Source organism: Paracoccus zeaxanthinifaciens ATCC 21588, from assembly GCF_000420145.1.
Taxonomy (GTDB): Bacteria; Pseudomonadota; Alphaproteobacteria; order Rhodobacterales; family Rhodobacteraceae; genus Paracoccus; species Paracoccus zeaxanthinifaciens.
Map to the genome: position 1 here is coordinate 109746 of NZ_ATUJ01000003.1, position 13367 is coordinate 123112.

At 67.7% G+C, this 13367-nt stretch carries 15 protein-coding genes; 1 reads left to right on the forward strand and 14 read right to left on the reverse strand.

Annotated elements, in window-relative coordinates:
- Positions 1-165: 165 nt before the first annotated feature.
- The 7 genes from hflC to gmk all read right to left on the reverse strand — a co-directional run bounded on the left by hflC (position 166) and on the right by gmk (position 7142).
- Positions 166-1377, reverse strand: a complete 1212-nt coding sequence (gene hflC / locus F804_RS15555) for a protease modulator HflC (RefSeq protein WP_022706427.1) — start codon at positions 1375-1377, stop codon at positions 166-168.
- Positions 1377-2582, reverse strand: a complete 1206-nt coding sequence (gene hflK / locus F804_RS0103840) for an FtsH protease activity modulator HflK (RefSeq protein ID WP_022706428.1) — start codon at positions 2580-2582, stop codon at positions 1377-1379. The genes hflC and hflK overlap by 1 nt, the downstream gene beginning before the upstream one ends.
- Before the next feature lie 94 nt (positions 2583-2676).
- Entirely contained in the window at positions 2677-4056 is a 1380-nt protein-coding gene (gorA, locus tag F804_RS0103845; protein WP_022706429.1) for a glutathione-disulfide reductase, read from the reverse strand.
- 1 nt (position 4057) lies between these two features.
- A complete protein-coding gene (rpiA, locus tag F804_RS0103850; RefSeq protein ID WP_022706430.1) occupies positions 4058-4813 on the reverse strand; it encodes a ribose-5-phosphate isomerase RpiA in 756 nt (251 codons plus the stop codon).
- Between the two features lie 60 nt (positions 4814-4873).
- Positions 4874-5986 carry a sensor histidine kinase gene (locus F804_RS0103855; protein WP_022706431.1) on the reverse strand — a complete coding sequence of 371 codons (1113 nt, stop codon included), beginning with the start codon at positions 5984-5986 and terminating at the stop codon, positions 4874-4876.
- Positions 5986-6513 (reverse strand): gamma carbonic anhydrase family protein, encoded by a 528-nt coding sequence (locus F804_RS0103860; RefSeq protein WP_022706432.1) that lies wholly within the window; start codon positions 6511-6513, stop codon positions 5986-5988. Before F804_RS0103860 ends, F804_RS0103855 begins: the two co-directional genes overlap by 1 nt.
- On the reverse strand, positions 6510-7142 hold the full coding sequence (gmk, locus tag F804_RS0103865) for a guanylate kinase (protein ID WP_028725585.1): 633 nt from the start codon (positions 7140-7142) through the stop codon (positions 6510-6512). Before gmk ends, F804_RS0103860 begins: the two co-directional genes overlap by 4 nt.
- Positions 7143-7393: 251 nt before the next feature.
- On the opposite strand from gmk, the gene F804_RS0103870 reads away from it, so the two are divergent.
- Entirely contained in the window at positions 7394-8113 is a 720-nt protein-coding gene (locus F804_RS0103870; protein ID WP_022706434.1) for a PAS domain-containing protein, read from the forward strand.
- Here F804_RS0103870 and F804_RS16845 read toward each other — a convergent pair.
- The 7 genes from F804_RS16845 to F804_RS15570 form a co-directional block, all read right to left on the reverse strand.
- Positions 8110-9087, reverse strand: coding sequence for a GNAT family N-acetyltransferase (locus tag F804_RS16845; RefSeq protein WP_169447676.1), 978 nt, complete (start codon positions 9085-9087; stop codon positions 8110-8112). The two genes, F804_RS0103870 and F804_RS16845, sit on opposite strands and share 4 nt — an antisense overlap.
- 7 nt (positions 9088-9094) lie before the next feature.
- On the reverse strand, positions 9095-10264 hold the full coding sequence (rnd, locus tag F804_RS0103880; protein WP_028725587.1) for a ribonuclease D: 1170 nt from the start codon (positions 10262-10264) through the stop codon (positions 9095-9097).
- Between the two features lie 107 nt (positions 10265-10371).
- Complete coding sequence (mnhG, locus tag F804_RS15565) at positions 10372-10731, reverse strand: monovalent cation/H(+) antiporter subunit G (protein ID WP_022706437.1); 360 nt, start codon at positions 10729-10731, stop codon at positions 10372-10374.
- A complete protein-coding gene (locus tag F804_RS0103890) occupies positions 10728-11018 on the reverse strand; it encodes an MrpF/PhaF family protein (protein ID WP_022706438.1) in 291 nt (96 codons plus the stop codon). Before F804_RS0103890 ends, mnhG begins: the two co-directional genes overlap by 4 nt.
- A gap of 4 nt (positions 11019-11022) precedes the next feature.
- Positions 11023-11499, reverse strand: coding sequence for a Na+/H+ antiporter subunit E (locus F804_RS0103895; protein WP_022706439.1), 477 nt, complete (start codon positions 11497-11499; stop codon positions 11023-11025).
- A complete protein-coding gene (locus F804_RS0103900; RefSeq protein WP_022706440.1) occupies positions 11496-12995 on the reverse strand; it encodes a Na+/H+ antiporter subunit D in 1500 nt (499 codons plus the stop codon). The genes F804_RS0103895 and F804_RS0103900 overlap by 4 nt, the downstream gene beginning before the upstream one ends.
- A complete protein-coding gene (locus F804_RS15570; RefSeq protein ID WP_022706441.1) occupies positions 12992-13366 on the reverse strand; it encodes a Na+/H+ antiporter subunit C in 375 nt (124 codons plus the stop codon). Before F804_RS15570 ends, F804_RS0103900 begins: the two co-directional genes overlap by 4 nt.
- Position 13367 lies beyond the last annotated feature (1 nt).

Sequence of the window (13367 nt, forward strand, 5' to 3'; positions counted from 1 at the left end):
TTTTCGAGACATTTTCCGGGGGACGCACCCCCGGACCTGCCGGATCCATCGAAAACCTATCCCTCGGCGCGTTGCAAATAAACCACGCTCTCGGGATGTGAACTGATCGTGATTGGGCAATGAAAAAGGGCGGGACCGCAAGGCCCCGCCCCCTTCGGGTTCGGATCAGTTCGCCGGGGTCCCGGCCTCTTCATCGAGGGCCTCTTCCTCGGGGGCCGGTTCGTCGGTCCCTTCGGCGGGCGCATCCTGGGCGGGCTGGCTTTCCAGCTCGGCGTCGGGGGCCACGATCTCGGGGGCCTGCTGCGGCGGGGGCGACAGGCTCTCGGGGACCGGGGTCAGCTTGACGCCGGCATTCTCGCCCAGGCGGTTGCCCTCGCGGTCGGTGACCTCGGGGGTGACCAGTTCCTCCTCCTCGGCAGGCTCGACCGGCTTCGGCGCGTTCAGACGCTCGGCCGAGTTTCCGGCAGGCACGGGCGTGGACGCGGGCTGCGCGTTCTCGGCCCCGTCACCCGACAGATAGGTGAAGAACTCGCTGTCAGGCTGCATCACCATCGAGCTGTTGCTGCCCTTCAGCGCGCGTTCATAGGACGTCAGCGAGCGGGTGAAGGCGAAGAACTCGGGGTCGCGGCCATAGGCGTCGGCATAGATCGCGTTGCGCTGCGCATCGGCCTCGCCTCGGACGATCTCGGCGCGGCGGCTGGCTTCCGAGGTCAGCTCGACCACGGTCCGGTCGGCGGCGGCGCGGACCCGCTGCGCGGCTTCCTGACCGCGGGCGATCTCGTCCGCGGCCTCGCGTTCACGCTCGGCCCGCATCCGGGCATAGGTCGCCGTCAGGTTCTGCTCGGGCAGGTCGGTCCGGGTCAGGCGCACATCGATGAACTCGACCCCCAGCCCTTCCGAGTTGTTGCGCGCCTCGTCGCGGATCTGGTTCATCAGCGCCGTGCGCTCGTCCGACAGGACGGTGGTCGAGGGCACGGTGCCCAGCACTTCGCGGATGGCGTTCCGGACAATCGGTTCCAGCCGCTGCTGCGCGGTATCGACACCGCCCGAGCCCACGGCCTGGCGGAAGCGGACCGGATCGGTGATGCGCCAGCGCGCGAAGGCGTCGACGACAAGGCGGCGGTCGTCGGCGGGCGTCACCTCCAGCGGGCTGGTGGGCAGCCCCAGGATGCGACCGTCATATTTGACCACGTTGTCGAGGAAGGGCACCTTGAAGTTGAGGCCCGGCGCCTCCTGCACATCGACCACGCGGCCAAGGCGCAGGACCAGTGCCTTCTCGCGCTCGTCGACGATGAACAGGGCGCTGCCGGCAAGGACGCCGGCGACGATCAGTGCGGGCAGCGCAAGGGCTGCAAGGGTCTGCGTACGGCGTGCCATCAGTTCGACCCTCCGTTGCCTTGGTCAGATCCGGTGGTGCGGTTCCCGCGCAGCTGGTCCAGCGGCAGATAGGGCACCACGCCCGATCCCTCGTTCAGACCTTCGCCCAGGATGATCTTGTTCACGTCGCCCAGGACCTGCTCCATCGTTTCCAGATACATCCGGCGCCGCGTGACCTCGGGCGCGTTCACGTATTCCTCGTAGATCGAGTTGAAGCGCGCGGCCTCACCCGATGCGGTGTTCACGGCCTCGGCGCGGTACCCCTCGGCCTGTTCCAGCGACTGCGCCGCGTCACCGCGGGCCTGCGCCAGAACGCGGTTGGCATAGGCGTCGGCCTCCTTCTCCAACCGGTCGCGTTCCTGCTGCGCGGCCTGCACGGCGCGGAAGCTGTCGATCACCTCTTCGGGCGGGTCGGCACGGTCGAGGTTGACGCGGACGACGTTGATCCCGGACTGATAGGCGTCCAGCGTCTGCTGCACGGCCTCTTGCAGGTCCTGCGCGATGGCGCCGCGATCGCGGTTCAGAATGGGCGCAAGCTCGCTGCGGGCGATGATGTCGCGCATCGCGGATTCCGCGACGGCGCGGATCGTGTCCGAGGGATCGGCAAGGTTGAACAAGTACATCTGCGGATCGCGGATGTTCCAGACGACCTGGTATTCCATGTCCACGATGTTCTGGTCGCGGGTCAGCATCAGGCCGCTGTCCATCTGGCCGCCGCGACCGGTGCCGATCTCGGTCACGCGTTCGTTCGTGACGGACACCACCTCGGCGGTGACGAAGGGCCAGGGCGCGAAGTTCAGACCCTCGGAGCCCACGGCGACCGCGCGACCGAAGAGGAACTCGACCGATTTCTCGTTGGTCTGCACCCGGTAGAAGCTGGAAAAGGCCCAGAGCGCCACCGCCGCGATGGCGACCAGCGACACGGTCGAGCGGTTCAGCCCGAAATTCGGACCCGAGGGCTTGCGCCCGCCCGGACCGCCATTGCCGCCGTTCCCGCCATTTCCGCGACCGCCCATCAGGACGCGCAGGCGTTCCTGGCCCTTCTTCATCAGATCCTCGATCTCGGGGCGCTGCGGGTCGTTACCCTGACCGGGACGACGCCCGCCCTGCGGCTCTTCTCCCCAAGGGCGACCGGCGGGGCGCTTGTCGCCATCCCCGTCCTTCCGGCCGCCATTGCCTCCGCCCCAGGGGCCCTGATTTGCCATCCGTCGAACCTTCTTTCCTTGGAATTTCCGTTAGTTGAAAACTGGGGCTGCGCGTCGAAAAGTCAAGGCGCAGCCCTGCGGCCATCGGGCGCGGTCAGACACCTGCCCCTTCGTGTCGGCGCGTCACGCTGCGCATCGTCACCAGCTCCTCGGCAGCGGTCGGGTGGACCGCGATGGTCGCGTCGAACTGCGCCTTGGTCGCGCCCATCCCGATGGGGATGGCGGCCAACTGGATCATCTCTCCGGCTTCGGGGCCGAAGATGTGGCAGCCCAGCACCCGGTCGTCGCGCGGATCGACCAGCAGCTTCATCATCATCTTCGCATCGCTGCCCGCGAACATCGACCGCATGGGCCGGAAGGTCGTGGCAAAGACATCGACCGGCCCGCGGGCCTTGGCCTCTTCCTCGGTCAGGCCGACCGTCGCGAATTCATGCGGCCGAAGATAGACGGCGCTGGCGACGATGGAATGATCGACCTTGCGCGGGTTCGCCCCGAACACCGTGTCCGCGAAGCTGTGCCCCTCGCGGATCGCCACCGGGGTCAGGTTCACGCGGTCGGTCACGTCGCCCACCGCGAAGATCGAGGGCACGCTGGTCTGGGACCATTCGTCCACCTCGATCGCGCCATTGGGCTTCAGCACGACCTCGGTGTTCTCCAGCCCCAGCCCGGCGGTATAGGGGTTGCGGCCCGTCGCCATCAGCACGCGGTCGAAGCGGTCGGTGCTGCCGTCGTCGAAGGCGACCTCGATGCCGTCATCGGTCTTGCGCAATTCGGTCGGCGTGATGCCCAGCCGCAGGTCGACGCCCACCTGCGACAGCTGCAGCGTCGCCAGGTCGCGCCCCTCGCGGTCGAAGCCCCGCAGCACCGCGTCGCCGCGATAGGCCTGCACCGTCTCGACGCCCAGCCCCGCCAGGATGGTCGCGAATTCGCAGGCGATGAAGCCGCCGCCCACCAGCAGGACGCGCTTGGGCAGCTCGTCCATCAGGAACAGGTCGTCGCTGACCATGGCCAGCTCCTCGCCCGGGATGCCGATGGGCGCGGGACGACCGCCGGCGGCGATCAGGATGTGGCGCGCGGTCTTGCGCGTCCCGTCGGCCAGCGCGACGGTGTGGTGATCGACAAGGGTCGCGCGTTGGTCGTGAACCTCGACGCCCGCACGCTCCAGCCCGGCGCGATAGATCAGCTCCAGCCGCGTCAGCTCGGCGTCCAGCTTTTCGCGGAAGACGGCCCAATCGAAGCTGCCCGCATCCGCGCCGGTCCAGCCATAGCCGCGCATCTCGTCGATGGCCATGCCCGCGCCCGCCGCGAAGATCATCAGCTTCTTGGGCACGCAGCCCCGGATCACGCAGGTGCCGCCCATGCGGCTTTCCTCGGCCAGACCGACCTTCGCGCCATGTTCGCCGGCCGCGATCCGCGCGGCGCGGACCCCGCCCGAACCGCCACCGATCACGAAGAGGTCGTAGTCGAAGCTCATCTCATTCTCCTTCATGGGCCAGCATGTCGGCATCGATATCGGCATCGCGGGCCAGTTCGACAACACTGCCGTCGGGCTTTCCGATGATCGCGACATCGCACATGCCCAGGAACAGGCCGTGTTCGACCACGCCCGGAATGGCCGACAGCGCGCGTGCCAGCGCGGCGGGATCGGGGATCGCGCCCAGATGCAGGTCCAGGATCAGGTTGCCCTCGTCGGTGATCAGCGGGTCGCTGCCCTTCATGCGGGTCAGCACGTCGCGACCGCCAAGGTCCAGGTCGTCCAGCACGCGGCGGATCAGGGTGCGGCTGCTTTCGAAACCGAAGCCCAGGACCTCGACCGGCAGGGGGAAGGCGCCCAGCCGTTCCACCACCTTGCCGGGATCGGCGATCACCACCATGCGGTCGCTGGCCGCCGCGACGATCTTCTCGCGCAGATGCGCGGCCCCGCCGCCCTTGATCAGGTGCAGGTCGGGATCGACCTCGTCGGCGCCGTCGATGGTCATGTCCAGCCAGCCGATATCGTCCAGGCTCTCGACCTTGAGGCCGCGCGACAGCGCCTGTTCCGCCGTCGCCTTCGAGGTGGCCGCGCAGCGCAGGCTCAGGCCCTCGGCCTCGACCCGGCGGGCCAGCATCTCGACCATGACGGCAGCGGTCGAGCCGGTCCCCAGACCCAGCTTCATCCCATCCTCGACCAGTCGCACCGAGGCGTTTGCGGCGGCAAGCTTGGCCGGATCGAAGCCGGTTGCGTCAGACATGGCGGTCCCTCTCGCGTGAATGTGCCGCGCCGTTATAGGCGATCGGCACGCGAAGGGCCACTAGCCGCGAGAGCTGCGTTCGGGAAGGATCACGGTAAAGCGGCTGCCCGCGCCCCGGCGGCTGTCGATCCGCAGCCGACCGCGATGGCGGTTGATGATGTGCTTGACGATGGCAAGCCCCAGCCCAGTGCCGCCCTGCGCCCGCGACCGGTGCGTGTCCACGCGGTAGAAGCGTTCGGTCAGGCGCGGCAGGTGCTGTTCCTCGATCCCCTCGCCACGATCCTCGACGGTGACGGCCCAGGCGGGGCCGCGCAGCATCGGCTCGTGCGCGATGCGTTCCAGCCGCAGCCCCAGATATCCGCCCGATCCGCCGTATTTCAGCGCGTTCTCGATCAGGTTCTGGAAGACCTGCGTCAGCTGGTCGGCATCCCCCGGCAGCGCGACCGCATCCTCCAGCCCCGCGACGTGGATGTCGACGCCCGCAGCCTCGGCGCGCGGGGACATGGTCGCCACGACACTGCGCAGCAGTCCGGCCAGATCGACGCGCGTCGAGGGGCGCTGACGTTCCTCGGCCTGGACGCGGCTCAGCGACAGCAGGTCCTGGATCAGGCGGTTCATGCGCGCGGCCTCGCGCTCCATGATGTCGAGGAACCTGTCGCGGGCGCGCGCATCCTCGCGCGCGGGCCCGCGCAGCGTCTCGATGAAGCCGGTCATGGCGGTCAGCGGGGTCTTCAGCTCGTGGCTGACATTGGCGACGAAATCGCGGCGCATCTGCTCGGCCTCCTCGGCGACCGAGCGGTCGTGCAGCGCGATCATCGCGCCGCGCCCGAAGACGGACGGCAGGGGCGAGACCGTCACCTCGGCCAGGATGTCGCGCCCGTCGGCGGGGAATTGCGCCCGCAGCGTGACGCCCCCGTCGACCGGCGGCGGCAGGCCCGGATCCAGCGTGGGGGCACGGTGGCGGTCGGGTTCCAGGACCCAGTCCACGGCCTCGACGATGGCGGGATGGCGCAGGACGGTGACGAAGGGGCGGTCCATCAGGTCGGCGCCCAGCAGGCGCACGACGGCCGGATTGGCCGCGATGACCCTTGCGCGGTGATCGACCGCCATCATGGGCATCGGCACGCCATCGAGGAACCCCCCGACGCGGCGCGCGGTGCCCGGCGGCATCATCACCGCCCGCCCGCGGGCTTCAGCCCGTCGCGGAACCGCGCCGCGTTCGCGCGATAGCGTTGGGCCGACTCGATCAGCCGCTGCCGCGCATCGGCGTCCAGTTCGCGCACGACCTTGCCCGGCGCGCCCATGACCAGCGCCCCTGCGGGCACTTCCCTGCCCTCGGGGATCAGCGCGCCCGCGCCGATCAGGGCGCCTTCGCCGATGACCGCGCCGTTCAGGATCGTAGCACCCATGCCGATCAGCGCCCCCGCGCCGATGGTGCAACCGTGCAGCATGGCGCGGTGGCCGATGGTCACATCCGGCCCGATGGTCAGCGGATGGCCCATGTCGGTATGCAGGCAACACAGGTCCTGCACGTTGCTGCCGCGCCCGACGCGGATTTCCTCGTTGTCGCCGCGCAGGACGGCCCCGAACCAGACCGAGGCCCCTTCCTCCAGCACCACGCGGCCCATCAGCGAGGCGTCGGGGGCCACCCAGGCGTCGGGGTCGATCCGCGGGGCGATGCCGTCCAGTTCCCAGATCATGCGCTCTCCTCGGCCATCAGGTCCTTGACGAAGGCGCCCAGACCCGCCTGCCGCGTGCGGCGCAGCCGTTCGGCGGTCAGGATGGCGCGCAGATGTTCCTCGGTCCGGTCCAGATCGTCGTTCACGAGGACATAATCGTATTCGGCCCAGTGGCTGATCTCGCCCCGGCTCTTGTCCATGCGGCCGGCGATCACCTCGTCGCTGTCCTGCCCGCGGGTGCGCAGCCGCCGCTCCAGCTCGGGCAGCGAGGGGGGCAGGACGAAGATCGACACCACATGCCCGCCAAGCGCCGAGGCGCGGATCTGCTGGCCGCCCTGCCAGTCCACGTCGAACAGCGTGTCGCGCCCTGCCAGCATCGCCTCTTCGACGGGGCCGCGCGGACTGCCATAGAGATTTCCGAAAACCTCCGCATGTTCCAGCATCTGGGAATTCTGCACCAGCGACAGGAATTCCTCGCGCGAGGTGAAGTGATAATGGACGCCGTCCACCTCGCCCGGGCGCGGTGCGCGCGTCGTGGCCGAAACAGAAAAGCTGAGCGAGGGGTCCCAGTCCATGAGACGACGGGCCAGCGTGGACTTCCCCGCGCCCGATGGCGACGACAGGATGACCATCAGTCCGGTACGGTCCATCATGCGGGTTTTCCTTCTGGCAGTCGCTTGAATCCTGCGCATGGGGATGCCCCGCCGCCACGCGCTGGTCAAGTCCATGCCTTATTCGCAAGCATATCGCGCAAGAAAGACTTTCAACTTTGGAAGTAGAAGTTTAACTATTTGTTCAGGAATTGACTCGTGTCGCGACAGGTTGTGGCGTTATCTATGGCCACGGCATACCAGTTGTTGCGACACATCTGTATTATTGCATATAGTGAATGAGGCCTCGATTGCCTGACCGGGAAGACAGATCCGAAGCGAAGCCGGGTGCGATCGACGCGCCGGGATCCGATCGTGTCGTCCGTCTGGTCGATTACGAGCCCTGCCGCCCCGACCGCATCCTGGCCGAGCTGCGCGACTATTGGGAAAGCCTGCGCAACGGTCGCGCCGTGCCCGCGCGCAGCGATGTGGACCCGCGCGGGATCGCGCGTGCGCTGGACCACGCCTTCATCCTGGAACGCATCGCGCCCGGCGCGGGTCGCCTGCGCCTTGCGGGACGTCACATGATTGACCTGATGGGGATGGAGGTGCGCGGCATGCCGATCTGCGCCTTCCTCAACACCAGCTCGCGGGGGCGGTTCTCGGATGTGCTGGAAAGCGTGTTCAAGGCCCCGCAGATCGCACGGCTGACGCTGCATGCGCGGGGCGACTATGCGCGCCCCGAACTGAATGCGCAGATGTTGCTGCTGCCGCTGCGGTCGGATCTGGGCGACGTGACGCGCGCCCTCGGCTGTCTCATCGCCGAGGGAGAGCCGGGCGTCGCGCCCCGTCGCTTCGACCTGACCGGGGACGAGGTGATGCCGATCATCGAGGGCGGTCGCACGCTGACGCCCTCGCCCTCGCAGATCGGGTTCGCGGAAGATCCCGACCAGTATGTCCCCGCGCGCAGCCCCCGCAGCCCCGAGGAACGCCGCGCGATGTTCCGCGTCATCGGCAGGTCCGAAGATTAGCTGACCGAGGGGCGCCAGCGATACAGCGCGGCCATGTCCCGATCCTCGCGTGCCAGCGACTTGATGCGGATATCCTCGACCCGCTGAAAGCCGAGGTTCTTCAGAACCTTGCGCGAGGGCAGGTTGTCGAGGAATGCATCGGCCTCGACCTGCTGCGGATCGAAGCGGGCGACATATTCGTCGAATGCCGCCGCGACCATTTCCTGCCCGATCCCCCGCCCCGCCAGTTCCGGATCGAGGAAATAGCTGAGGCGCGGCACGCTGCCTGCGCTGACCGCGACCGCGCCGATCACGCGCCCGTCCATCCGGACGGCCAGGCGCAGGGGCGGAAACAACGCGCCCTCGGACAGGATCGCGGCGGTATCGGCTGGCGTCATGTCCGGGTGGAACCGCAGCAGCATCCGCGCGACGGAGTGGCGGGTGACGATGCGGTGCAGCGCCTCGTGATCGTCGGGGCCGATGGCGTTCAGGCGCAACCGCGCCGTCCGCAGGTCGATGGCATGGCGCGCCTCGAATTCGGCGCGGGTCAGGCGCAGCCCCTGCGCGGGGGCGTCGCGGCCAAGCGGCCTCGATGCGATCTGCAGCGGACCGGTGGGACGGAAGCCCAGCCAGTCCAGCATCCGCGCGGATCGCGTGTTTCCGTCAAGGTGCTGCGCGGCGATGGCCTGCCCGCCCCCGGCGAAGAAGCGCGTCAGCGCAAGGATGGCGGCGCGTCGGGCGATCCCCCTGCCCTGCCAGCCCGGCGCCATCCAGATGCCGAAGCTTTCGCCCACGCGCAGCATGCCCACCAGCGACGCACCCATGCGGATCGCGTATTCGTCTGGGCCCGCCTCCTCGATGAAGGCGCGTGCGTCGTCTTCGGCATAGGGGAAGGGCACGACGGTCAGCCAGCGCGTCGTTTCCCAATCGCCAAGCGCGGCAGTGATCGCTTCGACATCTTCGGGCCAGGGGCGGGTCAGTCGAAGCGATTGCATCATGATGTCACCGTGCGGGAACGATCCGGACCGCACCGTTCTGGGCGGACAGCGCGATATCGCCCGCGGCCAGCCGCAGCGCGTCGTCGCCGAAGACCTCGGCCCGCCAGCCCGACAGCGCGGGCAGGTTGCGCGTCCCGCTGGCGATGGCATCCAGGTCCGAGGCCGAGGCGATCAGCTTGGGCGCGACGCCCGCCGCATCGGCCTTGGCCTTCAGCAGCACGCGCAGCAGGTCCGACAGCGCGGGATTGCCGGGCTTGCCCGGCTCCTCGCCCTTGGGCTGGGGCAGGTCCTTGGCCTCGACCCCCGCCTTGACGGCGGCAAGGATGCCCGCCGCGATGTCGCCCTTGCGCGCATCGCGCAGCAGCAGGCGCGCGCGGCCCAGATCACCCTCGGACATCGGCTTGGTCGAGGCCAGCTCGATCATGGCGTCGTCCTTGAAGACCCGGCTGCGGGGGATGTCGCGTTCCTGGGCATAGGCCTCGCGGAAGCGGGCCAGCTCGCGCAGGATCGCAAGGAAACGCGGCGAGTTGGTGCGGGTGCGGACCTTCAGCCATGCCTCTTCGGGGCGGGTGATATAGGTCTCGGGGTCGGTCAGGACGCCAAGCTCCTCGTCGACCCAGGCGTCGCGGCCGGTCTTCTGCAGTTCCTGCGCCAGGAATTCGTAGATGCCGCGAAGATGGGTCACGTCGGCCAGCGCATAGGATTTCTGCGCATCCGAAAGCGGACGCCGCGACCAGTCGGTGAAGCGCGACGACTTGTCCAGGTTCGCCTTGGCGATCTTGCGTACCAGCGTCTCGTAGCCGACCTGTTCGCCGAAACCGCAGACCATCGCGGCGACCTGCGTGTCGAACAGCGGCCTGGGGAACACCTCGGCGTCGTGGAAGAAGATTTCCAGGTCCTGCCGCGCGGCATGGAAGACCTTCACCGTCGCCTCGTGGCGGAACAGATCATAGAGCGGTACGAGCGAGAGCCCTTCGGCCAGCGGATCGACGAGGACCGCCTCTCCGCCCGGTTCCTTGGGCGCCGATGCCGGCGGGATCGCCAGCTGGATCAGGCACAGCTTGGACCAGTAGGTCCGCTCTCGCAGGAACTCGGTATCGACGGTGACATAGGGGGCGGATTTCGCAGCTTCGCAGAAACGTGCAAGATCTTCGGTGCGGGTGATCGTCGTTATGTCTTGGCTCATCTGGCTCTTTCGGCTCGGGCGGTTCGTCCGCCATTCGCCAGATATCTACGACGCGCGGGCCGGTTTGGAAAGCCCGCGCGCAGGATGACGGACCGTCAGGGCAGCTTCTGCCCGCCCGCGCGCTTGCGCAGGGCCTCGGCCACGCCGGGTTCGCAGGCGGTATCCTCGACCATGGGGACGCCCGTGCGGAAGGCCGCGCGCCCGATCAGATGCGCGGCGACGGGCGCGGTCAGCAGCAGGAACAGGATCGCCGCGACGGCGCGCGCGATGATCGTGCTTTCGCCGAACAGCACCGCGACGGCCACAAGGATCATCCCCGACCCCAGCGTGGCGGCCTTGGTCGAGGCATGCATCCGGTTGAACACGTCCGGCAGGCGCAGCACGCCCAGACCGGCGGCAAAGCAGAACAGCCCGCCGATGACGACCAGTGCGGATATGACAAGCTCGGTGATCATTCGCGTTCCTCCGCCTTCAGCAGGATGCGCTGTTCAAGGTAACGGGCCAGGCACACCGTGGCCAGAAAGCCCACCAGCGCCAGCACGACCGCCACGTCCAGGAATGCCGCGTCGCGCGACAGAAGCGCCATCAGCGCCCCGAAGGCCACCAGCTGCACGGTCATCATGTCCAGCGCCACGATCCGGTCGGCCAGGGTCGGGCCGCGGAACAGCCTGACCGCCGCCAGCACGATCCCAAGGATCACGAAGACGAAGGCGACAAGGATGGCATAATCGAGAATGGTCATCGGCTTACTCCGTCGCGTCCCGGATCCACAGTTCCAGATGTTCGCGGATGCGCCAGCGGATCTGTTCGGGGTCCGATGCGAACATGGCGTGGACATACAATGTCTTGCGATCCTCGGAAACGTCCAGCGTCAGCGTGCCCGGCGTCAGCGACACCAGGTTCGACAGAAGCGCGATCTGCAGGTCCGTCGTCACCGAGATCGGCACCTCGAGCAGGGCCGGCTTCGAGTTCTGACCCGGCGTCAGCACGTCCTTGGCGACCGACAGGCTGCTGACGAACAGTTCATAGACGAACATGACCACCAGGCGGCACCAGAAATACAGTCGCGCGAAATAGCCGCGGCTGCGCGGGAACAGCGGCCGGACCAGCCACATCGCGGCGGTGCCCAGCACGAAGCCCGTCAGAAGGCCCGTCAGCGTCAGGCTGCCGGTCAGGGCCACCCAGGCGATCGCAAGGATCAGGTTTACGGCGAAATGGTTCATGGCTGCACCCCCAGCACGGTGGAGATGTAGTCGCTCGGGTCGAGAAGCTGCCCGGCGGCGATCTCGGCAAAGTTGACGAAGGGTTCGGGGAAGAGGCCGATCACGCAGGTCAGCAGCGCCAGCGCGCCGATGGGCAGCATCATGGCCAGACGCTCGAAGACGGGGATGTCGCCAAGGCGCGGCTTCGCGCCCTCGGGGTGGTCGGGCCAGAAGGCCGCGCCCCAGATCTTGGTCATCGAGAAGACCGTCAGCAGGCCCACCGCCAGCGCGATGCCCGCCACGACCCACATCTGCGCATCCAGCGCGGCCTTGACCACCAGGAACTTGGCCCAGAAGCCCGACAGCGGCGGGAAGCCCGCCAGCGAGAATGCCGGGATCAGGAACAGGAAGGCCAGCACCGGCGCATGGGCATAGAGCCCGCCCAGCTTCGACAGGTCGGTCGATCCGCCGATGCGCTTGGCCACGCCCGCGATGAAGAACAGGTTCGCCTTCACGATGATATGGTGCACCAGGTAGAAGACCGCCCCCAGAAGCCCCAGCGGCGTGAACAGCGCAAGCCCCAGCACCATGTAGCCGATCTGGCTGACGATGTGGAACGACAGGATCCGGCGGAAATCGTTCATCGCCGCGGCACCCAGGACGCCCATCACCATGGTCGCGACCGCCAGCCACAGCATCAGCGTATGCGTGTATCCGACATCCTGGTCGAAGATCAGCGTGAAGACCCGGATCAGCGCATAGACGCCCACCTTGGTCAGCAGGCCCGCAAAGATCGCCGAGACCGCGATCGGCGGCGTGTGATAGGATGCGGGCAGCCAGAAGAACAGCGGGAACAGCGCGGCCTTGACCCCGAAGGCCACCATGAACATCACCGCGACCGAGCTGAGCAGGCCGGTATTCTCGACCTCTCGGACGGCAAGGTGCAGGTCGGCCATGTTCAGCGTGCCGGTGATCCCGTAGAGGATGCCGACGCCCGCCAGGAACATCACCGTGGATACCAGGTTCAGGGCGACGTATTTCACCCCGCCGTCAAGCTGTTCGCGCGTGCCGCCCATGACCAGCAGTCCGAAGCTGGAAATCAGCATCACCTCGAACCAGACATAGAGGTTGAAGAGGTCGCCCGTCACGAAGGCCCCGCAGACGCCCATCAGCAGCACCTGCAGCAGCGCGAAGAAGCCCTGACGCTCCAGCCGCTCGGGGATCTCGCCGATGCAATAGACGACGGTGGCAAGGCCGGTGATGGCGGTGATGACGACCATGACCGCGCCCAGATAGTCGGCGACCAGCGTGATCCCGAAGGGTGCGCCCCAATCCGACATCTGCGCGGCGATCACCCCGTCGCGGATGACCGAGGCCAGCAGCATGATGCTGGTCAGCAGCAGCGCCAGCGTGCCCGCCACGGAAATCCACCGCCCCGCCGGGTTGTGTCGCAGGATATAGGTCAGGACCGCCGTCAGCAGCGGGATGACGATGGGATAGACAAGCAGCCAGCTCATTCATCGGACTCCGGTTTGCGGGGTCGGGGTTCTGCAATCCGCATCTCGGTGCTGGTGACCGTCCCGAGGGTCATGTAGGTGCGATAGATCAGCGCCAGCGCGAAGGCCATCAGCCCGAAGCTGATGACGATGGCCGTCAGGACCAGCGCCTGCGGCAGGGCGTTCGCGACCTCGCCCGCGGGGGCATAGTCGCCCTCGTCGATCAGGGGCGGCGCGCCGGGGGTCAGGCGACCGCCGAGGAAGATGACGAAGTTCACCGCGTTCGACAGCAGCACCAGCCCCCAGAGATAGCGCAGCAGGTTCTTCGACAGCATCAGATAGACCGCGACGGCGGTCAGGACGCCCGTGGTGATGGCAAGGAGAAGCTCCATC